Annotated in this window: 23 protein-coding genes; 2 read left to right on the top strand and 21 right to left on the bottom strand. The window is 72.5% G+C overall.

The features are described 5' to 3' along the window. Window positions 1-27: 27 nt before the first annotated feature. The 19 genes from ACIP8Z_RS00185 to ACIP8Z_RS00095 all read right to left on the bottom strand — a co-directional run bounded on the left by ACIP8Z_RS00185 (window position 28) and on the right by ACIP8Z_RS00095 (window position 16,747). The gene (locus ACIP8Z_RS00185; protein WP_402076752.1) at window positions 28-2,031 is read right to left on the bottom strand and encodes a 3-hydroxyacyl-CoA dehydrogenase NAD-binding domain-containing protein; all 2,004 of its coding nucleotides are present in this window, start codon (window positions 2,029-2,031) and stop codon (window positions 28-30) included. Window positions 2,032-2,036: 5 nt separating this feature from the next. Continuing rightward, the gene (locus tag ACIP8Z_RS00180; RefSeq protein WP_402076750.1) at window positions 2,037-2,924 is read right to left on the bottom strand and encodes an alpha/beta fold hydrolase; all 888 of its coding nucleotides are present in this window, start codon (window positions 2,922-2,924) and stop codon (window positions 2,037-2,039) included. Continuing rightward, window positions 2,905-3,639: a 2-hydroxychromene-2-carboxylate isomerase gene (locus tag ACIP8Z_RS00175; protein WP_402076748.1), complete on the bottom strand. Its 735-nt coding sequence runs from the start codon at window positions 3,637-3,639 to the stop codon at window positions 2,905-2,907. Before ACIP8Z_RS00175 ends, ACIP8Z_RS00180 begins: the two co-directional genes overlap by 20 nt. Window positions 3,640-3,658: 19 nt before the next feature. After that, window positions 3,659-4,405 carry a 3-oxoacyl-[acyl-carrier-protein] reductase gene (gene fabG, locus ACIP8Z_RS00170; RefSeq protein WP_402076746.1) on the bottom strand — a complete coding sequence of 249 codons (747 nt, stop codon included), beginning with the start codon at window positions 4,403-4,405 and terminating at the stop codon, window positions 3,659-3,661. A gap of 12 nt (window positions 4,406-4,417) precedes the next feature. Further along, complete coding sequence (locus tag ACIP8Z_RS00165) at window positions 4,418-4,921, bottom strand: beta-hydroxyacyl-ACP dehydratase (RefSeq protein ID WP_319312994.1); 504 nt, start codon at window positions 4,919-4,921, stop codon at window positions 4,418-4,420. Beyond that, a complete protein-coding gene (locus ACIP8Z_RS00160; protein WP_402076744.1) occupies window positions 4,918-5,334 on the bottom strand; it encodes a 3-hydroxyacyl-ACP dehydratase FabZ family protein in 417 nt (138 codons plus the stop codon). The genes ACIP8Z_RS00165 and ACIP8Z_RS00160 overlap by 4 nt, the downstream gene beginning before the upstream one ends. After that, complete coding sequence (locus ACIP8Z_RS00155; RefSeq protein ID WP_319312998.1) at window positions 5,331-5,594, bottom strand: acyl carrier protein; 264 nt, start codon at window positions 5,592-5,594, stop codon at window positions 5,331-5,333. The genes ACIP8Z_RS00160 and ACIP8Z_RS00155 overlap by 4 nt, the downstream gene beginning before the upstream one ends. 64 nt (window positions 5,595-5,658) lie before the next feature. After that, window positions 5,659-6,771, bottom strand: coding sequence for a beta-ketoacyl synthase N-terminal-like domain-containing protein (locus ACIP8Z_RS00150; protein WP_402076742.1), 1,113 nt, complete (start codon window positions 6,769-6,771; stop codon window positions 5,659-5,661). Further along, window positions 6,771-7,628, bottom strand: coding sequence for an SDR family oxidoreductase (locus ACIP8Z_RS00145; protein ID WP_402076740.1), 858 nt, complete (start codon window positions 7,626-7,628; stop codon window positions 6,771-6,773). The genes ACIP8Z_RS00150 and ACIP8Z_RS00145 overlap by 1 nt, the downstream gene beginning before the upstream one ends. After that, complete coding sequence (locus ACIP8Z_RS00140) at window positions 7,609-8,640, bottom strand: beta-ketoacyl synthase N-terminal-like domain-containing protein (protein WP_402076738.1); 1,032 nt, start codon at window positions 8,638-8,640, stop codon at window positions 7,609-7,611. The genes ACIP8Z_RS00145 and ACIP8Z_RS00140 overlap by 20 nt, the downstream gene beginning before the upstream one ends. Then, window positions 8,634-9,833, bottom strand: a complete 1,200-nt coding sequence (locus ACIP8Z_RS00135; protein WP_402076736.1) for a beta-ketoacyl-[acyl-carrier-protein] synthase family protein — start codon at window positions 9,831-9,833, stop codon at window positions 8,634-8,636. Before ACIP8Z_RS00135 ends, ACIP8Z_RS00140 begins: the two co-directional genes overlap by 7 nt. After that, window positions 9,833-10,780: a hypothetical protein gene (locus ACIP8Z_RS00130; RefSeq protein ID WP_402076734.1), complete on the bottom strand. Its 948-nt coding sequence runs from the start codon at window positions 10,778-10,780 to the stop codon at window positions 9,833-9,835. Before ACIP8Z_RS00130 ends, ACIP8Z_RS00135 begins: the two co-directional genes overlap by 1 nt. 47 nt (window positions 10,781-10,827) lie before the next feature. Next, window positions 10,828-11,598 carry an alpha/beta fold hydrolase gene (locus ACIP8Z_RS00125; protein WP_402076732.1) on the bottom strand — a complete coding sequence of 257 codons (771 nt, stop codon included), beginning with the start codon at window positions 11,596-11,598 and terminating at the stop codon, window positions 10,828-10,830. Beyond that, window positions 11,595-12,614 (bottom strand): beta-ketoacyl synthase N-terminal-like domain-containing protein, encoded by a 1,020-nt coding sequence (locus tag ACIP8Z_RS00120; protein ID WP_402076730.1) that lies wholly within the window; start codon window positions 12,612-12,614, stop codon window positions 11,595-11,597. Before ACIP8Z_RS00120 ends, ACIP8Z_RS00125 begins: the two co-directional genes overlap by 4 nt. Before the next feature lies 1 nt (window position 12,615). After that, entirely contained in the window at window positions 12,616-13,755 is a 1,140-nt protein-coding gene (locus ACIP8Z_RS00115) for a beta-ketoacyl synthase N-terminal-like domain-containing protein (RefSeq protein ID WP_402076728.1), read from the bottom strand. Beyond that, window positions 13,752-15,035 (bottom strand): beta-ketoacyl-[acyl-carrier-protein] synthase family protein, encoded by a 1,284-nt coding sequence (locus ACIP8Z_RS00110; RefSeq protein ID WP_402076726.1) that lies wholly within the window; start codon window positions 15,033-15,035, stop codon window positions 13,752-13,754. Before ACIP8Z_RS00110 ends, ACIP8Z_RS00115 begins: the two co-directional genes overlap by 4 nt. A 5-nt stretch (window positions 15,036-15,040) precedes the next feature. Then, window positions 15,041-15,310, bottom strand: a complete 270-nt coding sequence (locus tag ACIP8Z_RS00105) for an acyl carrier protein (protein ID WP_266899425.1) — start codon at window positions 15,308-15,310, stop codon at window positions 15,041-15,043. 43 nt (window positions 15,311-15,353) lie between these two features. Continuing rightward, on the bottom strand, window positions 15,354-16,283 hold the full coding sequence (locus ACIP8Z_RS00100) for an LLM class F420-dependent oxidoreductase (RefSeq protein ID WP_402076724.1): 930 nt from the start codon (window positions 16,281-16,283) through the stop codon (window positions 15,354-15,356). Between the two features lie 32 nt (window positions 16,284-16,315). Further along, a complete protein-coding gene (locus ACIP8Z_RS00095; protein WP_402076722.1) occupies window positions 16,316-16,747 on the bottom strand; it encodes an SCP2 sterol-binding domain-containing protein in 432 nt (143 codons plus the stop codon). Between the two features lie 296 nt (window positions 16,748-17,043). Between ACIP8Z_RS00095 and ACIP8Z_RS00090 the strand changes: the two genes are divergently transcribed. Beyond that, window positions 17,044-18,300 carry an NAD(P)/FAD-dependent oxidoreductase gene (locus ACIP8Z_RS00090; protein ID WP_402076720.1) on the top strand — a complete coding sequence of 419 codons (1,257 nt, stop codon included), beginning with the start codon at window positions 17,044-17,046 and terminating at the stop codon, window positions 18,298-18,300. Continuing rightward, window positions 18,297-19,544, top strand: coding sequence for a cytochrome P450 (locus ACIP8Z_RS00085; protein WP_402076718.1), 1,248 nt, complete (start codon window positions 18,297-18,299; stop codon window positions 19,542-19,544). The genes ACIP8Z_RS00090 and ACIP8Z_RS00085 overlap by 4 nt, the downstream gene beginning before the upstream one ends. Before the next feature lie 73 nt (window positions 19,545-19,617). Here ACIP8Z_RS00085 and ACIP8Z_RS00080 read toward each other — a convergent pair whose 3' ends face one another. Then, complete coding sequence (locus ACIP8Z_RS00080; RefSeq protein WP_402076716.1) at window positions 19,618-20,454, bottom strand: ester cyclase; 837 nt, start codon at window positions 20,452-20,454, stop codon at window positions 19,618-19,620. Then, window positions 20,451-21,650: an NAD(P)/FAD-dependent oxidoreductase gene (locus tag ACIP8Z_RS00075; RefSeq protein WP_402076714.1), complete on the bottom strand. Its 1,200-nt coding sequence runs from the start codon at window positions 21,648-21,650 to the stop codon at window positions 20,451-20,453. The genes ACIP8Z_RS00080 and ACIP8Z_RS00075 overlap by 4 nt, the downstream gene beginning before the upstream one ends. Window positions 21,651-21,699: the final 49 nt, after the last annotated feature.

Here is a 21,699-nt window from a genome sequence, read left to right as displayed (position 1 = left end):
GGCCAGGCGGGGCTTTCCGGACGAGACCTAGGCGTCCGGGCCCGGGGCGGTCGGCCGCGCGGGCCCCAGTCGGCGGCCGACGGTCTTCTCGGAGATGCCGCTGTCGTCCAGGCGGGGAGTCACGCCGCCGAGATGGAACGGCCAGTCCCCGCAGGTGAGCAGAGCGAAGTCCACGTCCTGCGCGTCCGCGACGACTCCCTCGTCGATGAGCCGCCCGATCTCCTGGGCGAGTGCGGCCAGCGCGCCCTCCAGCGGGGCGCCGGGCGTGACGCCGCCGCCGGGAGGGCCTCCGGGCAGCGTCTCCAGGAGTCGGCCGAACGTCTCCTCACCGAGCTCCCGCAGCAGGCGGGACGGCGGCACGGGCAGGGCCAGCTCCCCGCATTCCGCGTCGAGCGCGGCGGCCGCGTCCCCGGTCCCGGGCGCTTTCCCCGCCGCGGCGAGCAGGGTGCCGAGGAAGCGGGCCCGCAGCCGGTTCACCACGAGCCCGGGTGAGTCGGCCACCGGAAGACACTGCATGCCGAGCTTGCCCGCCAGCAGCCCGGCGGTGGCCCGTGCCGCCTCGTCCACCTCCTGCGAGCAGGCCAGTTCGGCCAGCGCCCCCGTCTCCGCCACGTTCGGGAAGTGCAGACGCACCAGCCGCTCGGGGGACTTCAGGACCGCCGCCAGCTCACTCCGTGACGATGCGGCAGAGGTGGACACCAGCGGACACGTCGCGGCGACGACGGCCTCGGCGCGGCGCAGCGACTCCCGTACGGCCTCCAGGTCGCCGGCGGTCGCCTCGATCACCGCGTCGGCCGCGGCCAGGGCGGTCGAGTGCTCCGTGCTCACGCTGATCAGCCCGGCGCAGCTCTCGGCGCCGTCGGCGCTGATCACGCCCTCGGCGGCCAGCCGGCCCAGTTCCTTCCGTACGTGTGCGAGCGCCGCGTCCACGGCGTCCTGACCGTCGTCGACCAGCACGACGGGGATGCGGAGCTTCGTCAGGCACAGCAGGGCGAGCCGCCGAGCCGCCGCTCCCGAGCCGAGGATCCCGATCCGCCCCACGGGCCGTGCCCGGCGGGGATCGGGCTGCCCGGGGTGCCCAGCGGCGTGCGTCTGGGTGAGCCGGAGGGCGTAGAGGCTCGCACGGAACTCCCGGCTCATGAACAGCTCGGTCGCCGCCTCCTCGGCCGCCGCGAACACCTCGTCGGGCCCGCCGTGGCGGGCGAGTTCCAGCAGTTCCAGCAGGTGTCGCGGCGCGGGCAGCACGTCGTGGGTGCGGGACGCGACCACCTGGCGGCCGCGGGCCAGGGCGGCGTCCCACGCCGCGCCGTCGAAGGTGCCCGCGCGTTCGACGACGGTTGCGCCGGACAGCACGTCCGCCGCCCATCGCAGCGAGAGCGGGAGGAACCCGCCGGGCTCGACCAGCGTGTCGGCGAGACCGAGGCCGTGTGCGGTCGGGGCGTCGAGCATCCGGCGGCCCGCCAGGGGGTGGTCGAGCAGGAGCGTGACCGAGGTGTCCGGACCGACCAGCCGAGGCAGCAGCCAGGCCCCGCCCCAGGCCGGGACGAGACCGAGCGAGCACTCGGGCAGCGCGAGGGCGGGAGCGCTGCGCGACAGGGTCCGGTACGTGCAGTGCAGGGCCAGTTCGAGTCCGCCGCCGATGGCGACGCCGTTGACGAACGCGAAGCTGGGCACCGGGAGTTCGCCCAGCCTGCGGAAGACCCGGGTGCCTTCACGGAGCGTCCGGGAGGCTTCCTCGCGGGCTGTGACGGCCGCCGCGAGCGCGAGATCGGCGCCGGTGCTGAACACGAACGCCTTGCCGGTGATCCCGACCCCCGTGATCTCGCCCGCGCGGGCCGCGGCGGCCACGGTGTCGAGCGCCGCGTCGAGGGCGGCGAGCCCTTCCGGGCCGAACGTGGCCGGCCGCATCGCGGGACCCATCGGGGGAAGGCCGTTGTCGAGCGTGATCAGCGCGAAACGCCCCGCCTCCCCGGGCAGGTCCAGGAATCGGACATGGGCCGCCGTGACGGTCTCCACCGCGGGCTGTCGCATGGTCGTCACTGATCCTCCAGGGCTGGTGTGGGCGAGGACTGCGCGCCGGACGCGAGGAACTCCCTTATCAGGCGCAGGAGTTCATCCGGTCGTTCGACCGGCGGGGTGTGGCCGGTGTCCGTGAGCCCGACGAGCCGGGCGTGCGGGAGGAGCGCCGTGTAGCGGGCGGCGACCGGAGGCCGGATCGGTACGTCGCCGCTCCCGTGCACGACCAGCGTCGGGACGGTGATGTCCGGCAACTGGTCCGCGATGTCACCGCGCGTGTAGACCGAGTTGCAGGCCTGCTCGATCCGCTCACCCGTCAGGGTGCGGAAGTGGTCGATCCAGTACCGGGCGGATTCGCTGCCCTGGAACGAGCGGTGGAAGTTCAGCCGCGCGACCATCCGGGCGAGATCCTCGCTCATCCCGTAGGTCCGGACCGTCTCCACCATCGCGAGGAACGGTCGCGCGGTGGACTCCGGCTCGGAATAGGGCTGGGTGTCGACAAGCACGAGTCCGGAGACCAGGGAGGGGTGCCGCAGGGCCATCCGGAGCGCCTTCATCCCGCCCATCGAGTGGCCGATCCAGACGGTGGGGCGGCCGTCGCCGAGCGCCCGGTAGGCATCGGCGAGCCGGTCCACCTCCTCCTCGAGCGTGTAGGGGGTGTCACGGGCCGGGGCGAGACCGTGCCCGGGCCCGTCGACCGCGACCACGGGGTGCTCGTGGCGGAGCCCGGCCATGACCGGGAGCCAGACCCTGCTGTCGGTGAGCAGCCCGTGCAGCAGCACCACGGGCGTCCCGGCGCCCTGCCGATGGACCCCGAACGCCCAGTCGCCGGACGTGACGATCTCGGACACGGTCCCGGGGCCGAGGGACTCGAACGTTCTCGACGGATCAGCCGCATCCACCCGCATGGCCGATGTCACCTCCCGGGCGTGCGTCCGCCTCCGGCGAGGCCGGGGAGCCGGGACCGCCGCCCGCTTCGGCGTCCGGGGAGAGCGAGGCGAGGAAGGCGGGGAGCCGGTCGACCCCCCAGTACTTGTCGTGACCGTTGACGAAGAACGGAACCCCGAAGACGCCTTCGCGGATCGCCGACCGCAGCGCCTCGGCGCCTTCCTCGCGCAGCGCGGGATCGTCGGCGGCCTCGGTGAGGACGCCCCGGTCCAGGCCCAGCCGGTCCGCGATCCCGGCCATGGTCTTCCGGTCGCAGAGGTCCAGCCCCTCCTGCCAGCGGGCCCGCTGGGCCTGCTCGACGAAGGCGGGTCCGAGACCCCGGCGGCGGGCGGCGAGATACGCCAGGTGGGGCACCTCCCACACCGGTGCGTGATCCACCGGCCAACTGACCTTGAGACCTCGTGAGTTCGCCAGTCGGCGTACATCGGCGAGGATGTAGAAGTGCTTGGCGCGCGACATCTGCGTGTACACGAACGTGCTGCCCGTGTCGGCGAGAAGAGCCGTGGTCCGCTCGTCGGGCTCCCAGTACGGCACCCACTCCAGGGTGTCGGCCACGTCGGGGTGGCGGTCCATCAGATCGTGGTGGGCGAGCCAGGAGTAAGGGCTGCGCAAGGAGAAGTAGAAGCGGCGCTTCCGTACGGCCGTCCGGCCCGCGCCGCGGTCGGGTGGTGCCATCACCGTCCCCTTTCGGAGGTCAGAGAGAGATGCCGCCGTCGATCTGAACGACCTGTCCCGTGATGTACGCGGCCCGGTCGGAGACCAGGAACGACACCAGGTCCGCGACCTCGTCGGGCTCGCCGAAGCGGTCCAGCGCGATGCGCTCCCGCATCCGCTCGGCGACGGCACCGCTCAGTTCCGCGGTCATGTCGGTGGCGACGAACCCCGGCGCGACGACGTTCGCGCGGATGCCGTAGCGCCCCAGCTCCTTGGCCACGGACCGGGTGAAGCCGATGATCCCGGCCTTGGTGGCGGCGTAGTTGGACTGCCCGACGTTGCCGTACACGCCGGCCACCGAGGAGAGGGTCACCAGGGATCCGGCGCGGCGCTTGATCATCGGGAAGACCGCGGCCCGGCAGATGTTGTAGGTGCCGTTCAGATTGACGTCGACGACGTCCTGCCAGTCCTCCTGGGCCATCAGCACCAGGGGCTTGTCGCGGATGATCCCCGCGCAGCTGACCACCGTGGCGACCGGCCCCACTTCCTTCTCCGTCAGCGCGACGAAGGCCCGGGCGGCGGCGGGATCGGCGACGTCGGCCCGATGGGCGAGGACGCGCGCACCCGTCGCACGGGCCAGCTCCGCGGTCTTCTCGGCCGACTCGGGCTGGGAGCGGTAGCAGAACGCGACGTCGTAGCCGTCCTGGGCCAGCCGTTGCACCACCGCGCGCCCGATCCCCCGGGAACCACCGGTGACCAGTGCGACGGGACGGTCCTGTCCGGGCATGCTCGTGACTCCTCAGTGAAGGGACTCGGGATGGGCGAGAGCGGAAAGCGGGCGAAGGGCGACGATGAAGTTCCCGACGTCGAGCGCCGTGGAGCCGCCGACGAGCGTCCGTCCGGCGAGCAGGGTGGTGTCGCCCACCGCGCGGACGACGTGCACCTCGTGTTCGAGCACGTCACCCGGATACACGGGGTGGCCGAACCGCATCCGGTCCAGCGCTCCGGCGAGTTCCACCTTGCCGGTGGTCACATCGGGATTGGGGGTGTCCCAGACCGCGAGCAGGACCGCCGCCTGCGCCCAGGACTCCACGAGCAGGGGCAGCGGATAGCGGAACCCGGCCGACGGGGCACCGGCCGGCACCCGGCGGTAGTGCGGCTCGTTCACCGTGACGGCCTTGACGGCGGTGAGCCGCTCCCCGGGTACGGCGGCGGTCACCCGGTCGACCAGGAGCATCGGGTACCGGTGCGGAATGATCCGAGTGATGCCGGCGACGTCCGCCGACTCCGGTGTCCGGGTCACGCCGCACCTCCGGGCCCGGCCGCCGGCCGGCGCTCGTGGACGATCCGCAGGTCGGCGGCGCGGCCCCGCCCGGTGTCGATCGCCACCGTGGAGCGCACCCCGGTGTCGTCCGGACGCGGTGCGTGGTACGTCACCCGGATCGTCAGTTCGTCGCCCGGGAAGACGGGTTCGCGGAACCTGCAGAGCTCCACACCGACGAGCTCCACGGCACGGCCCCGGCGTGCCTGGTCGGCCGTCACGGTGCCGTCGGCGAACTCGATGAGGCCGACCCCGGGGAACACGGGGAATCCCGGATAGTGCCCCGGGAACGCCTCGTACCCGGGATCCACCGTGGCCAGAGCCGTCACCGTGTCGTCCGTGAACTCCAGCGTCCGCGAGGTCAGTCCGAGCAGCGAGGGCGCGGTCACCGTCATGACGCGGCCCGCAGCGTCTCTTCCAGGAGTGCGTGGGTCGTCGCCAGGGTGGAGATCTTCTGCAGTTCCTCCTCGGCCAGCGTGACCGAGAATTCCTGTTCGAGGCGGACGGTGATCTCCAGGGCCATGAGCGAGTCCACGCCCAGGTCGTTGACGAAGTGCGCGTCGTCGGAGACCTCCGCGACGTCGACGTCCAGGATCTCGGCGATCAGGACGCGCAGCGCTTCCAGGTCGAGGTCGGTGCCGGTCTGCTCGGACATGGGCTTTCCTTTCCGGGGGAGGGACGAACGGGGTGCGGTGGGCGGGCCACGACACGGTCAGGGGTCACAGCAGGCGCAGGACCGTACAGGCGACGAGGCCGTCCCCGTCGAGGGAGGTCACCAGGGCGACGCCGCCGTCACCGGGCCCGGTCGGACCGACCGCGAGCACGGCGGCGATCTGCAGGGCGGCCGAGGCGGCGGAGGCGTCCCCGAACAGGTCACGGACCCGGACGAGTTCGGTCTCGGTGCCGTCCATCGCCTCGGTGAGGGCTTCCGCCTCGATGCCGGCCGGGCCGCCGGCCGCGTCCGACGGAGCCGCGAGACGTACGTCGGTGGGACCGACCCCCGCGTTCCGCAGGGCATTGCGGATGCACCGTACGAGAGTCGGGCGCAGGTCCTCCGGCGAGTGGAACGCGGCGAACCGCGCGGAAAGGATCTCCGCGCGCGGCCGGCGGCCCTGCTGCGCGGCGGAGTCCGCGTCCTCCAGCAGGAACATGGCGCACCCCTCGGCGAGCGGGGTCGTGCCCCGGTCCGCGGGCTCGCTGGTGTGCCAGTCCAGCCAGGCGCGCTGCACCGAGAACTCCTCGACCGCGCCGCACAGCACGGCCTCGCAATGCCCCCGCTCGCGCAGGCGGGTCGCGTAACGCAGGGCTTGCAGGCCGGTCAGCGGGCCCCCTGCGAGGGTGGCGTTCGGTCCCTTGAACCCGTACCAGATGGCGCTCTGGCCGGCGGCCCGGTTCATCACCGTGTTCGGGAAACGCGCCGGGTCGACGTAGAAGGGCTTGGCACCGGTGAGGGAGTCCCGGGTGAAGTCCATGGTGCTCTGCACGCTGCCGGAGCCCGTGCCGAGGACGAGCCCGACCCGCTCGGGGGCCGCGGAGAGCGGCTTGCGCGATCCGAACGGTTCGAGGAGCGAGCCGAGCGTGGCCACCGTGATGCCGGTGAGCCGGTCCATGGAACGGGTGCCCCGGCTGCCCAGCGCCTCGACGACGTCGAACCCGGGGACCAGACAGACCTGGTCGGAAGGGGCCTGCCATTCCTCGCTGTTGAGCCGGGGGACGACGGTCCGTCCGGCCCGCACCCCTTCCGTGAACGCCTCGCCGCCGATGCCGTACGGCGACAGCGTCGACCAGTCCGAGATCACGGTGGACCTGCGGGCCGGTGAGATGACAGCCATCAGTGGGCGCCCCTTCCCTCGTGCGGCGCGTCGCCGCCGCGGTTCCTGTTCCAGGTGGTTCCCGCCGCGACCAGCTCCGCGCCGTCGACGCCGATGGTGTTGCCCGTCAGCCACGAGGAGTCGGCGCGCGAGAGCATGACGACCACGTCGGCCACGTCCTCGGGCAAGGTCAGCCGGCCGTGCGGGTTGACGGAGGCGGACCGGTCCACGAACTCGGCGTGGCCCGGGATGCGCAGCAGCGACGGGGTGACGGTGACACCCGCCCGCAGCGCGTTGACCGAGACGCCGTGCGGCGCGAGTTCGCAGGCGAGCTGACGCACGTGCGACTCCAGCGCCGCCTTTGCCGCCGACACGGCCCCGTAGCTCGGCAGCACCTGACTCGTCCCGGCGCTGGTCATGGCGAGGATCTTCGCGCCCTGGCGCAGCAGCCCGGCGGCCATCAGATCCTGCGTCCAGTAGACGAGGCTGTGCGCCATGACGTCGAGCGTCATGTCCATCTGCCGCGGGGTGAGGACGGTCTTGTCGTCGTCGCGTGGAAGGAACGGCACCAGGGAGCCGAAGGCCAGCGAGTGCAGCACCGTCAGCAGCCCCGCGCCGCCCGTCAACTCCGTGATTTCGGGAATGAGTTGCTGTCTGGTGCGGACGGCCGCGGCATTGGCGTTGAACAGGTGGGCCCGGGACCCGAGCGCGCGCAGCTCGCCCTCCAGCTCCTTGGCCCGCGCCGCCGCTTCGCCGTGGTCGAAGTGCACCCCGATGATGTGGGCGCCCTCCTCGGCCAGCGCCAGCGCGGTCGCCCGGCCCATGCCGCTGGAGACTCCCAGTACCAGACACCAGCTGTCACGCAGAGACTTCGGCATCGATCCCTCCCGCCGAGTGATGGTGAGTGGCGGCGCCGCCGACGCGGGCCGCCGCGAGCTGTCCGGTCGCCGTCGCGGTGACGACGACGCAGTCCCCGGCCCCGGTGGAGAGCAGGGCCGCCGCGTGCAGCAGCGGGGCGAGGCACCCCGCGCCCGCGGTCCTCTCGTGCAAGGGCTGCGCCCCGGCGGTCAGCCCCGCGAGGTCGCGGGCGACGGCCCGGCTGCGTGCCGAGCCGTCGAGGACCGCGTACACCGGCAGGGGACGTCGCTCCCACTCCGGGCACAGCGCGTGGACCAGGTCCGCCACGCGGCGGCTGAGCTCCCCGCCCGGTGCGTCGTGCCCGCCGGACGGCGGCACGAACGCCGAGCGGACCCGGCACACCCCCCGGATGTGCGCACCGCGCCGCTCCGCGTGGCCCCGGGGTTCGAGGACGAGACCCACGGCACCCTCCTCGCCGCTCCCGGCGCCGGGTTCCCCCTGCGGGACCCGGTCCTCGGCCGCGGTGACGAGCACCGTCCGGGCCCGGCCGAGGCGCAGCGCGCGCGTCGCGACCTCCACCGCCTCAAGGCCGGCCACGACCGGCGAGGTGAGCGTCAGGCTGAACCCCTTGAACATCTCCTCAGAGGCGAGCCTGCTGGCGAGGACGTTGATCGCGAAGTAGGGAGCGGTCGCCGGACTGAGCCGCTCCGCGCCGCTCTCGATCACGGTCCGGTCCATGTCCCGGAACAGCGGGGCGAGGGCGCTGTTCGTCCCCAGCACCAGGCCGCGCAGCTCGGGCGGCACCTCGTCCGCCGGGCCGGCCGCCCGCAGCGCGCGGCGGCCCGCGGCCAGCAGATAACGGGCTCCCGGCGGCAGGTACTTGTGGCCGCGCGGCCCGAGCTCAGCCCGTGCGTCGAACCACTCGGCGTCCGTCGCGGCGGGACCCGAGTCCAGCACGCCCTCCGGGGTCCGCCGGGGCGACACCAGGCCGATGCCCGTCACCACCACCTCGTCCTGGGCGTCCGTCAGCACGGGACCGCCTCCCTGACGACGAACGAGGCGTTGTTGCCGCCGAACGCGTAGGCGTTCACCAGCACCGCCGGGTTCCCGAGCGGGACCGGGGCCGGGGACACCGGGACGGGGCACTCCGGGTCCTGCCGGCCCAGGGGCACATTGCCGGGTACGGAGCCGTGCCGCACGACCAGCGTCGCGGCGACCGCCGCGAGCCCGGCGGCGGCGCCACCGGTGTGGCCGATGAGCGCCTTCAGGCTGTAGAGCGGCGGCACACCGTCGCCCGCGCCGGCGAACACGCTGTTCAGCGCCGCGCTCTCCACCTGGTCGTTGAGCCGGGTGCCCGTTCCGTGCGGGATGACACAGCCGATGTCGTCGGGACCGAGCCCCGACGCGCGAAGCGTCTGCCGCATCGCCCGGGTGATCTGCTCACCCCCCGGCTCGGGCGCGGTCGGATGGTGGGCGTCGCAGGTCCATCCGCAGTCGGCCAGTTCGGCCGACGGGCGCGCCCCGCGGGCCGCGGCGTGCGCGGCGGACTCCAGGACCATCACGGCCGCACCCTCGCCGAACACCGTCCCCGCCCGGTCCACCGCGAACGGACGGCAGCCCCTGGGGTCCACGGCTCCCATCCGGTTGAAACTCGCCAACGCGATGCGGGAGTAGGCGTCGGCGCCGCCGCTGATCACCACGTCGGCCTCGCCGCAGCGGATGAGGTCGGCGGCGATGCCCAGCGCGAAGCCGCTCGCCGCACAGGCGTTGCTCACGCTCGTGGCGACGCCGCCGACGCCGAGGGCCGCCGCGAGCCCGGAGGCGACGTCGAAGCCGGGACGCCACTCCTCCGCATCCGGCGACGCCCCGGCCGGCCGGTCCTCGACCCGGTCCCGCTCCTGCTCTCCGGTGGACCCCATGCAGGTGCCGAAGACGACCGCGGTCCGGCTCGCGGGCAGGCGCCCCGGCTCGATCCCGGCGTCGTCCAGCGCCTCCCGTGCGGCGGTCAGCGCGAACGACGTCGCCCGCCCGGGCCCGTCCGCGGCCCGCTCCGCCGGCCCGTCCTCGGGCACCAGGTACATCAGCGGCAGATCCATCCGGGCGTACGGATCGGGCAGCTCGTCGGGCGCCCGGGCGACACCCTTCGCCATCGCGTCCCACAGCGCGCGCGTCCCGGGGCCGTGACAGGTCACGGCCCCGGTGCCGGTGATGAGGACGGGCTCCATCAGCCCTGCTGCCCGTTCAGGCCGCGGATCATCCGGTCGTCGAACTCCGCAAGGCTCCAGTCGTGACGGCTCTCGATCTTCGCGTAGCCATGGGTGATCCGGCCCGTCGCCGTGTGCACCGGAACGCCGTCCCGCAGTACGTAGCAATCCATCCGGGCCGTGTAGGTGAGCCGCTTGAACACGTTCTCGACCGTGAGGACCGTGTACAGCTCCTCCTCCATTCCGACCTCCTCCAGCATGGAGACCGAGTTCTGCGGCACCACCGGAATCCAGTCCTGCTCGTCGAGGAGCCGCTTGATGGAGATGCCGCGGTCCTCCAGGAAGAGGTCGACCGCCTCCTCCATCAGGCGCAGGTAGCCCGACATCTGCAGACGCTCGGTGAAGTGGCAGTAGAAGTACGGGACCCGCCACTTCCATCCGTAGGCGTTGGAGTGGCCGGTCAGCGTGGCGAGCAGCGCGTCACCGTCCTCGGCCGTGGCCGGCGGTGCCGCGGCGACCGGCACCTGGACGAGCGCGGTGCGGTCGATCCGGTCCACGGCGAACGGCTCGGCCGGAGCGGGGATCGGTGCGGCCCCACCCCCGCGCGGGTCGACGCGCAGGGCCACCCGCACCTTCGCGGCGACGGTCTTCACCGGCGTCGGGCCGTCCACATGAAGGGTGACGGAGAGCGCCACCTCCCCGTCGACGGGCTGCTCCTCCGGCACGACCTGGGCGGTCACGTCGTCGTCGATGTGCGTGGCGGACAGGATCCGGGCGTTGATGTCCACGATGTCGAGACAGAGCCCGTAGGCCTCGTACAGCTTCCCGGCGGCCCAGCCAGCGCGCCGGAAGTGTTCGAGTACGGCTTCCTCCACCAGGTAGTTGACGTGTTTGAAGCCGATCCAGGTACAGATGTTCGACCCCTCGAAACGAGGCCTGAGCCGGACCGTCGTGGTGCGCCGGGTCACCGGGGAGGTGGTGGGCAGCGGGCGGGCAGAAGAGACAGAGGCCTCTATCACGTCATCTCCAGTGGGGTGATGGCCGGCGGCGGGCCGCCGGGGCGATGGGGTGCGGCGGTGAGCGAACCGAGGAACTCCGTGAGGAGCTCACCGAACCGGGCGGGCTGCTCCGCCATCGGGAAGTGCCCGCAGGACGGCAGGATCTCGAGACGTCCGTCGGGCAGTGCCCGGTCGAGCGCCACGGCGTCCGCGGGGCGCGCGGCGAAGTCGTCCTCGCCCGCGACGGTGAGCACCGGGAGGCGGACGCGGTGTACGGCGAGACCGGGGGTCCGCAGATAGGCGCCGAAGAAGTCCATCCATCCGTACGGACCGATCCGCTCCCGGACCCGAAGGGCCATGGACTCCCGGGTCACGGGCGGCAGCCGGTCGCCGGACGAGACGCTGAGCCCTTCTTCGAGGATGAGATGAAAACGGTTGAAGTAGTGGGAGATCGCCGCCCAGTCGAAGTCCCGCTGCCGGGGCCGGTAGAACGGCGACACGAGCACCGCACCCCGCAGACCGCTGTCGCGCTCTCGGACGAGGTACTCCAGCAAGGCGTTGGCCGCGAAGGAGTGCGCCACCACCACCTCGGCCCCGGTGGTACGCACCGCCCGCGCGACCAGCTCGGCGGGATCGCCCGGCGCCCCGGGGTGCGCCGAGCCGTCGACCGGCCAGTCGATGTCGACGGGGAGCGGCTCCACCCGGTCGGGCGGCTGTGCGCACCACCGCTGCCACAGCGCGGTGCTGCCCGCCAGTCCGTGTAGCAGCGCGACCCGTAACCCCGTCACGGCGCACCCCCCGACGCGGAGGAGGAGAGAAGCAGCAGCGCTGCCGCCGCGTCGTCGCCCGTACCCGGCCGCCCCGGCTCGGTGCCGTGGCCTGCCGAGGTCAGCACGGACGGGTGCCCCGTCCGGGCCAGTTCGGCGGTGGCCGCCACGCACTGCAGGACGCCCAGCGCTCCCGAGCAGCGGCCGAACCGCGCACTCAGGTCGTGGGTCGGCACGGAGCCCGGGTCCGGGTGGGCCGGCGCGACGGTCCCGAGCGGCGCCTCGGGCAGGTACCACAGGCCCGGAGGCGCCGTCTCGTGGCGCCGGACCTCCGACACGGCCGCGGCCAGGCCGGAGCGGCGTGCGTAGGGGCCGACGGCGGCGAGCGACCGGCCCCCGCGGGCCGGCACGGCCTCCTCCGCCTCGGCGACGAGCGCGACGGCGCCGTCCAGGAGCCGGACGTCGTCCCCGCCCCCGCCGACGAGCCGCTCGACCGGTGCGTTCACCGGCTCGACGCCGATCACCAGCGCACGGGTCAGACGGCCGGAGGCGATGAGGTTGCGGGCCCAGTGGACCGCGTCGAGCCCGGACGTGGGCCCGTTGCACAAGGTCATGTTGGCACCGCGCAGCCCGTGGGTGATCGCCACCCAGGAGGCGGTGACATTGCTCGCCGTGTTCGGCAGCAGCATCGGACTCGTCGCCGCGTAGCCGCGCTCCCGGATGGTCGCCGAGGTGTCGCAGACGGTGTCCACGTTCCCCCAGTTGGTGCTGACCACGACACCGAAGTCCGACCGGTCCGCGCCCGAGCCGTCCGCCACCGAGCCGTCCGCGTCGAGCAGCCCCGCGTCGCGCAGTGCCCGCTCGGCCGCGGCCAGCGCGAGCTTGGTGGCACGGTCCTTGTACCGCAGACCGGGACCCCGCAATTCGCTCACCGGGTCAGGGCCGTCCGCGGGGCCCCCGGCTCCGAGCAGCGCGCCGGGACCCGACACGCCGGCCAGTGCCGTGCCCAGCCCGCTGATCACCACGCGTGTGCGCACCTCAAGCCATCCTCTCCACCACGGCCACCGCGTTGAGGCCGCCGAACCCGAACGAGTCGATCTGCGCGAGGCGGAGCTCCGGGTCGGTCGCCGGCTCACGGCTCAGCCGGAAGTCGGCAACCTCCTCGATGGGCAGCTCCAGACCGACCGTCGGCGGCACCCGGCCCGACCGCAGCGACTGGACGGCGGTGATCAGGCTGTGCAGCCCGGACGCCCCCGCGGTGTGCCCGATCATCGACTTGATCGCCGTCATCCGGGGCGAGCGCGGCGCGTCGGAGAGAACGGTCCGCAGCGCCACCGCCTCGGCCTCGTCGTTCAGCGGCGTCCCGGTACCGTGCAGCAGCACCAGGTCGATGTCGCCCGCCTTGACGCCGGCGCGCCGGTACGCCTCCCGCATGGCCCGCTCGATGCTCGCGCTGTCCGGCGCGGAAGGGTGGTACGCGTCGCAGTTCAGCCCGACACCACGGACCCGGGCGTGCGCCCGGGCCTCGTACCCTCCGGACTCGCGCCGCAGCACCACCGCCGCCGCCCCGTCGCCCTGCAGCATGCCCCGACGGTCCCGGTCGAAGGGACGCACGGACTCCGGGGCCTCCCGGTAGACCCGGTCGAGGATCCCGTAGGTGCTCTCCGTGATGGTGTCCACGCCGGCCACGACGACCGTGTCCGCCTCACCGAGCGCGAGCAGGTCCGCGCCGAGGCCCAGGGCGTACAGGGAGGCGGCGCAGGCGTTCGCCACCGTGTACGTACGGTCCGCCCCGAACCGCTCGCGCAGCGCCGTACCGAAGTGCAGCGCCGACGGGTCGAACGGGGCGGCCTCACACCAGCCGAGCTCGACCGACCGCAGCTCACGCAGGGTCGTGCCCACCAGCACCGGGATGCCGGTGAGGTCCTCGGACAGCTCCGCGTCGCGCAGCGCGGCCGCCACCGCGTCGAGCAACCAGCCCGTCGCCCGCAGCGGCACGTCCACCCCCGGCGCCGGCCGGTCGTCGATCTCGTAGGCGTGCCGCGCCCGGTACTTCGTCCGGTCGAAGCCGCGCAGCTCGGCCACCCCGCTGCGCCCGGCGCACAGCGCGTCGAAGGTGTCGTCCACGCCGGCGCCGACACTGGTGACCGCGCCCATGCCGGTGATCAGGACGCTCATCCGCCGCCTCCGCCCGTACGGGGCGGGCCGGCCGGGTAGGCGCCGAGGATCAGCACCGCGTTGTTCCCCCCGAACGCCAGGGCGTTGTTCTGCACGACCCGCAGCTCGGCCGGCCGGGGCGCGTTGGGCACGCAGTCCAGGCCGCACTCGGGATCGGTCTCGACATGGTTGATCGTCGGCGGAATGAACCCCTCCGAGATCGCGAGAGCGCACGCGGCCGAGGCCAGCGAACTCGCGGCACCCATCGTGTGGCCGATCATCGCCTTGATGGAGATGGTGCTGGGCGGACCGTCGCCGAACACCTGACGGATCGCTGCCGCCTCCGTCACGTCGTTGGCCCTGGTGCCGGTGCCGTGCGCCGAGATGAAGTCGATCTCCTCGGGCTTCACCCCGGCGCTCGCGTGCGCCAGTTCCATGCACCGGGCGATGCTGTCCCGGTCCGGCGCCACCGGGTGGTGGGCGTCGCAGTTGAGCCCGTACCCCAGCACCTCGGCGTAGATCCGGGCGCCTCGGGCCAGCGCGGAGTCCAGCGTCTCCAGGAGCAGGACGCCCGCGCCCTCGCCGGTGAGGATCCCCTTGCGGTTGACGTCGAACGGCTGGCACGCCTCCGGAGCGATGGTGCCCAGCCGGTAGAAACCGGTGAACGTCTTGCGGCACATCGCGTCGGCACCGCCGACCAGCGCCACGTCGACATCGCCACCCCGCAGGGCGTCGAGGCCGTAACCGATGGCGTAGTTGCCCGCGGCGCAGGCCGTCGCCAGGGTCGTGGCCTCCACGTCCACCAGCCCCAGTTCGCCCACCACCGCGGCGGTGAGCCGCCCGGCCGGCACCCGGCGGGCGACCACCGCGTCTAGCCGCTCGGGTCCGTCGGCCAGCTGGGCCTCCACCAGCCGGTCGAGATCCGCCGACTCCCCGTCGGTCGTCCCCACGCACACCAGGGCACGACGCTCGCGCAGCTCCTCGACGGGCATGGCGGCGTCCCGCACGGCCATCACGGCCGCCGCGACCGAGAACTGCGTGGCCCGGCCGAGGGTTTCGGGAGCGACATGGGTGATCCACTCGGCGGGGTCGAAGCCGGTGACCTCGCAGCCGTTGGCGTGGTCGAAACCGGTGGTGTCGAACGCGGTGATGGGCTGAGCGCCGTTGCGGCCCTCGCGCAGCCCCGCGAGGAACTCCCCGACCCCGATGCCGATGCTGGTGACGGTGCCCAGACCGGTGATGACCACCCGGACGGGCTCGTGCCGTTCCCGGTCGTTCCCGCCGGGCGGGCTGGTGGACACGGGGGTCACCGCGCCGACTGAGCCTGGTCCACGACCGACTCGACGCCCTCGAGATTGACCATGCGGCTGAGCTCGGCCTGGTCGATCGTGATGTCGAAGGTGCGCTCCAGGGCGGCGAGGATCTCGATCGCCCGGAGCGAGTCGGCCCCGTGGTCCTCCTTGAACAGACTGGTCTCGGTGATCTCCGCCGGGTCGATCTCCAGGATGTCGCAGAGCAGCTTCGTGATCTGCTCGCGGCGCTCGGAGGTGCTGGCGGCGTTGTCCGACGTGGTCATCTCATCTCCGTAAGTGAGGGGTAGAGGGGGCGGCGGGTGACGTTCACAGCAGCACGAGTACGTCTTTGACCAGCCATTCCATGGTTTCGACGATCTCGGACGGGCGCATGGAGAGGTCCAGCACCATCATCGAGACGCCGCACGAGCGATACGCGTCCAGCTGCTCGGCCACCTGCTCGGCCGTGCCCCGGATGCTGACCCGGTCGGACATGAAGTCCATGACCTCGAAGGGCGGAACGAGCGCACGGCGCACCGTGATCTCGATGGCCGCCGGGTCACGGCCGGCCTCCTCCGCGAAGCGCGCGAGGGTGTCCCGGGCCGCCGGCAGTTCCTCCGGATAGACCTCGTGGGCGAGCCATCCCTCGCCGTACCGGGCCACGCGGCGCAGGGCGGGATCGGTGTTGCCGCCGACATAGATCGGCGGTCCCTTCTGCGTGTACGGCCGGGAGGCCAGCCACATGTCGTCGAAGTCGGTGAACCGGCCGTGGAACGAGGTCGGATGCCTGGCGGCCCACAGCGTCCGCATGACCTCGATGGCCTCGTCCGTGCGGACCCCGCGCTCCTTGCGCGGAACGCCCACGGTCCGGAACTCCTCGTCCATCCAGCCGATGCCGGCGCCCAGGATCGCCCGGCCCATCGACAGCTGGTCCAGCGAGGCGAGTTCGGAGGCCAGGATGACGGGGTTGCGGTACGGCAGTGCCAGGACGTGGGTGCCGATCCTGACGCGCTCGGTGGCGCCGGCCACCAGGCCCATCACCGCGATCGGCTCCAGCCAGGCGACGCCCCAGTTGTAGGCGTCCGCGGTCTTCGCCCTCGGATACAGGCAGGTGCTCTCGCGCTGCCGGGGGAGCGCGACATGGCTGCTGACCCAGACGGAGTCGAAGCCCAGCCGGTCGGCGGCCCGCGCGACCTCGAGTACATAGCGGCGCCGGCCCGGCGGGCCGACCGTGGGAAGTGCGATGCCCAGTTTCATGGCGTCCCTTCGGCGCGTGGAGTGGTACCGGGTCAGGCCGGCCGCTCGAACCAGTGCTCCAGCTTCGCGGCGTACAGCGTGTTGCCGGAGAGCTTGACCTTGCCGCCCAGGAAGGCCTGCATGCCGTTGAGCCGGCCCGTGAGCAGCTTGAGGAACGTGTGCAGGGCGAGGGAGGTCGTCAGCTTCGGGGACTCGACCCGGCCCCGGCCGGTCTCGCAGGTGTCGCCGGAGACCTTCACGAAGTACTCGTGCACTCCGTCCGGGGTCCTGACCTCGTACTGGAAGGAGGCCTCCTGACCCTTGGCGCGATCCGCGCGGAAGGCGTCGGGCATGTTGCCGAAGACATCGTCGAGAAACCCGTCGATGCCGCCCTCCTGCCTCCGGGCGAAGGCCACGACGTCCTCCTCCTTCTTGCTTCCCGCTATTTCCTTGATCTCTTCGAACCTGCTGGTGTCCAGGGCCATGGGTCACACTCCTCGTGATCGCCTGCGTCCGGGGCGACGGCCCCGGCCGGAGTCCCGACGCGGGTCGGACGGTCCCTCACGCTGCCGGTCGCGGGGAGCCGGTGGCAGAGCCGTCAGGGCGGTGGATCTGTGCCCCGCCGGGAGCGGCTGGTGCGCCCGACCGATGGGCCCGCCCGAGTGGGCACCCCCTTGGGGGCTGTGGGCGTGCCCCGGGCGCCGCTTTGCTGTGCGGGGCACCGGCGGTCGTCGAGCCGCCCGCGGGGCGGCCGCCGCCTGGACGTACCCGCGGAGGTTGTATGTACGACGTCATTGTCGTGGGAGCCCGCTGTGCGGGATCCCCCCTCGCGATGCTCCTCGCGCGCAAGGGGTACCGGGTCGTCGTGCTCGACCGGGCGTCCTTCCCCCGCGATACCGTCTCCACCCACTACGTACAGCCGAGCGGCCTCGCCAGGCTCCAACGCTGGGGCCTGCTCGACCGGTTGAGGGCCACCGGCTGTCCACCGGTGACCGAGGCCCTGTGGTGGTTCGGGGACACCTCGGTCCGCGGCTTCGCGCCGCCGCACGGTGACATCGGCATGGCCCTCGCGCCACGCCGCACCGTCCTCGACGCCCTGCTCGTCGACGCCGCACGGGAGGCCGGCGCGGAGGTCCGGGAGCGCTGCACCGTCCGGTCCCTCGTCCGGGACGACGACGGGCGGGTCACCGGCGTGCGCTGCCAGGAGCAGGGCGGCGCCGAACACACCCTGAGCGCACCGCTCGTGATCGGCGCGGACGGACGGGACTCCCTGGTCGCACGGGAGACCGGCGCCGAGCGGTACAACACCCGGCCGCCGCTCACTGTCGTCTACTACACCTACTGGCGGGGGCTGCGGCCCGAACGCCGCCACCGCAACGAGGTGTTCCTGGAAGGCGACAAGCAGATCGGCGTGATCCCCACCCACGACGACGCCTATCTCATCCAGGCGGCGCGCCCGCACGACTTCTTCGGCGAGTACCGCTCGGACATCGAGCGCCACTACCTCAAGGCCATCGAGGAGGCGGCGCCCGCCCTGGCGAGCGAACTCGCCGACGGAGCAGAACGCGTGGAGCGCTTCCGGGGCAGCGCGGCGCTCGAGAACTTCTACCGCAAGCCGTACGGGCCCGGCTGGGCCCTGGTCGGCGACGCCGGCTACCACAAGGACCCGCTGACGGGGCAGGGCATCAGCGACGCCTGGCGCGACGCCGAGCTGCTCGCCCACGCCGTCCACGAGGTGCGGTCCGGCCACGCGGACTGGGAGACGGCGATGGCCGGCTACGAGCGGCTCCGCAACGCCGCCTCGGAACTCATCTACGAGTTCACCTGCGAGGCGGCGAGTTTCGAGTTCGATCCCATGACGCGACAGCTCGTCCGGGTCCTGGCCGAGAACCGCGACGAGGCCGACCGGTTCTTCGGAGTCATCGCCGGCACCGTGCCCGCCGAGGAGTTCTTCGCCCCGGACAACCTGCTGTCCATGCTCGCCCGGCTGCCGGCCGAAGCGCTGGCCGAGATCACCGGTACGGAAGGGACCCGATGACCGACCACCAGGACCACGACACCCCACCCTCCCTGAAGGACTTCGACCCCTACACACCGGAGTTCCGCGCCGATCCCTATCCCGAGTACGCCCGGATCCGCGACCTGGGCGGGCCTGTCCACTGGGACTACCTCGACTCGTACGTCGTGAGCAGCCACGCGGACGCCTCCGCGGTGCTCGCGGATCCGCGGCTGCTGCTCCGCCCGCCCGCGCCGGTCGCGGACCTGCTGGCCACGATCGTTCCCGAGTCGCTGCGCTCGATGAACCAGACGCTGCTGTTCCAGGACCCGCCCGACCACACCAGGCTGCGCAACCTGACCCGCCGCCCCTTCGCGTCACCGCGGCTCCAGGGCGTCCTGGCCGACGCGCGGGAGGCGGCCGACCGCATCCTCGGCGAGGCCCGGCGGCGAGGCGGCCTCGAGGTCGTCGACGACCTGGCGTTCCCCGTGTCGCTCCAGGCCATCGGCGATCTGCTCGGCATCCCGCGCGAGGACCTGCCGCAACTGCGGGACTGGGGCCAGGCGATGTCCCCCGCGGCCGACATCCCGGCCGACCCGGGTTCCATCGAGCGGGCCGTCGAGGCGTTCGAGGCGTTCGACGCCTACATCGGGCGACTTGCCGAGCGGCGCCGCGCCGCACCCGGTGACGACCTCTTCTCCTCGCTCCTGGAGGCCCACAGCGAGGGACTGCTGACCCGCGACGAACTGCACGCCAACGTCATCCTGATCTTCATCTCGGGGCACGAGACGCTGGTGGCCTTCACCGCCAGCGCCGTCCTGACCTTCCTGCGCCATCCGGAACAGCTGGCACTGCTGCGCGCCCGGCCCGAACTCGCCGCCACCGCGGCCGAGGAGGTCATGCGGTACGAGAGCCCGCTGCAGCTCGCCACGGCCGGCGGCGGGCGCTGGACCGCCGAGGACATCGAAGTGGGCGGCAGGGTCATCCCCGCCGACAGCCGGGTGCTCACCTTCATCGGCGCCGCCAACCGGGACCCGGCGGTCTATCCGGACCCGGACCGCTTCGACATCACCCGCTCGGGGGCGCGCCATCTCGCGCTGGGTCACGGTCTGCACTACTGCCTCGGGGCCGCCCTCGCCAAGCAGCAGGGCACCCTGATGATGGAGGCACTCGCGGCCTGGCCCGTCGCCCTGGAGTCGGAGGCCGTCGACCGGCCCCAGTGGCTCCCGCTGTTCATGCAGCGCCGGCTGGCCGAGCTGCCCGTGACGGTGACCCCGCTCGGCTGAACCCGGGCGTTCCCGTCCGTATCGCACAGGAAGGCCCCGGAATCATCCGGGGCCTTCCTGCTGTGGGTGGCCGTCAGCCGTTCTGCGGGGCGACCCCGAAATCGGCGACCGCCGCGTAGTCCATGACGTCCCAGTGCTCGGCTATCAGCCCGTCCTGGACGCGCAGGAGATCGGCGGTGTGCAGCAGGAGTTCACGGCCGCTGGACTGCTCGTGACCCCGCCAGACGCAGAAGACGCCCACCAGGTCGTCCTGCGCGATGATCTGGGTGATCTCCCCGGTCAGATCGGGCGCCAGCGCGAACAGACCCGCGAAGAAGTCCTTCATCCCCTTCAGCCCGCCTCCCGACTGGGCGGCGAAGGCGTTGTGCTGGATGTAGTCCTGCCGGTAGTACTCGTCCGCGCGGTCGAGCAGGTGCTGCTGCATCAGCTCGTCCCAGACCTTCAGGACCAGCCTCATGTTGGCCTGCTCGGTCTCGGTGGCCGCCCAGTCGGGCTTTCCGGCCGGCTGGGTCTGGTCGCCCGCCGGCATACCGAACCGGGTGAGTCCGGACTGGTCCACCACGCTCCAGTGTTCGGCGATCTCACCGTCCCGGACGCGGTAGAGGTTGGCCGTGTGGAGCGTCATCTCCTCCTCCGAACCCGTCAGATGACCGGTCCAGCGCAGGAACACCAGCACCCGGTCGTTCTGGGCCACGATGTGCTCGACCTCGGCCACCGCGTCGGGAAAGGCGGTGAACATCATGCCCACCCGGTTGCGCAGGGCGTCCGCGCCCACCTCGCCCTGGCCGCCGTGGTTGAGGACGTCCTTCGCGTAGAACTCGGGCATGCGGTCGAGCCGGTGCACGTTGTACACCTCGGCGTAGAGCCGCTTGATGAGTTCGGCGTTGCTGCTGCGCGTCGTATCGGTCATGTCGTCCTCCCGGCATTCGCCCGTTCGATGAGTTCAGGGGTGAAGAACGCGTCCCAGGTGAAGAGTCCGGCGATCAGGCCGAAGAACCGGTCCACCTCGTCCTGGTCGCCGGAGATCACCCGCAGGATGTCCAGCAGCTCCGGCATCGGATCCAGCTGCGCGGCCTGGAGGTTGAAGAAGTACTCCGGCATGGCGTCCTCGTCGCGTTCGACGGCGAACGTCTCCAGGGCCCCGTCCAGCGGCTGTTCGCCGCCCAGGGCGGGGCTCAGCAGCCCCGTGAGGAGTTCGGCGTGGCGGATGGCGTCGCTGATGCCGAACGCCCCCACGGGATCCTTGTGGAACCCGGAGTCGCCCACCAGCGCCCAACCCGGCCCGCTCGCTTGCCGGAAGAAGTTGGGCAGCCTGCCCGTGCCGTTGAACCGGGCAGTGCGCTCCCCGGCCCGCGCCCGCTCGGCCAGCTCCGGCGCGGTCGCCTCCAGCGCCTTGAGGTAGGAGCCCTCGACGTCCTTGCGGACCTCGTCGAACTCCGCCCGCGGCCACTGGATGCCGATCATCACGTTGTCGTCGTTGGTGGGGACGACCCCGATCGCGCGGCGGCCCGTGACGTACACCTCGTAGTCGGCCTTGAGCCCGCCCCAGTACGTGTAGTACAGGCAGTTCAGGGTCGGGGCCTCCTCGTACTTGCGGGCCCCGACCGCACGGGCCACCGTCGAGTCGACGCCGTCCGCCCCGATCACCACCCGCGCGTGCTCGGTGTACTCCCGGCCGTCCGTGCCGCGGGCCCTGACGCCCACGACCCGGTCGCCGTCCCGGAGCACCTCGGTCACCTTGGTCTGCTCCCGCAGCTCCGCACCGGCCTCGCAGGCCGCGCTCACCAGCAGCGAGTCCAGGACGAACCGGCGCGGACCGTACGCGGACCTGATGCCGTCCACCGGCGGCGCGCAGCCGGTGATCGTGACGTCGTTCAGGGTCCAGCGGGCGATGTCGAGCGGGGGACAGCCGGTGGCCGCGAGGCGTTCCAGCAAGCCCCAGCGGGCCAGCCGCGCGACCGTGGGCTGATGGACGTAGTGGGTCGACATGGTGTCGCTGGGAAACCGGGCCCGGTCCAGGAGCAGAACCCGGTGGCCGGCCCTGGCCAGCAGCATGGCGGTGGTGGCTCCCGCGCACCGGGCACCGACGACTATCGCGTCGTACATGGGTATCACGCCTCCTCGGCGTTGGTGGCGGACGGCTCCGCCGGACGGT

Origin of the sequence: Streptomyces sp. NPDC088553 (assembly GCF_044752965.1) — a bacterium.
Lineage (GTDB): Bacteria > Actinomycetota > Actinomycetes > Streptomycetales > Streptomycetaceae > Streptomyces.
Note: the sequence above shows the minus strand (reverse complement) of the source record. Positions and strands in the feature narration are given on the sequence as shown.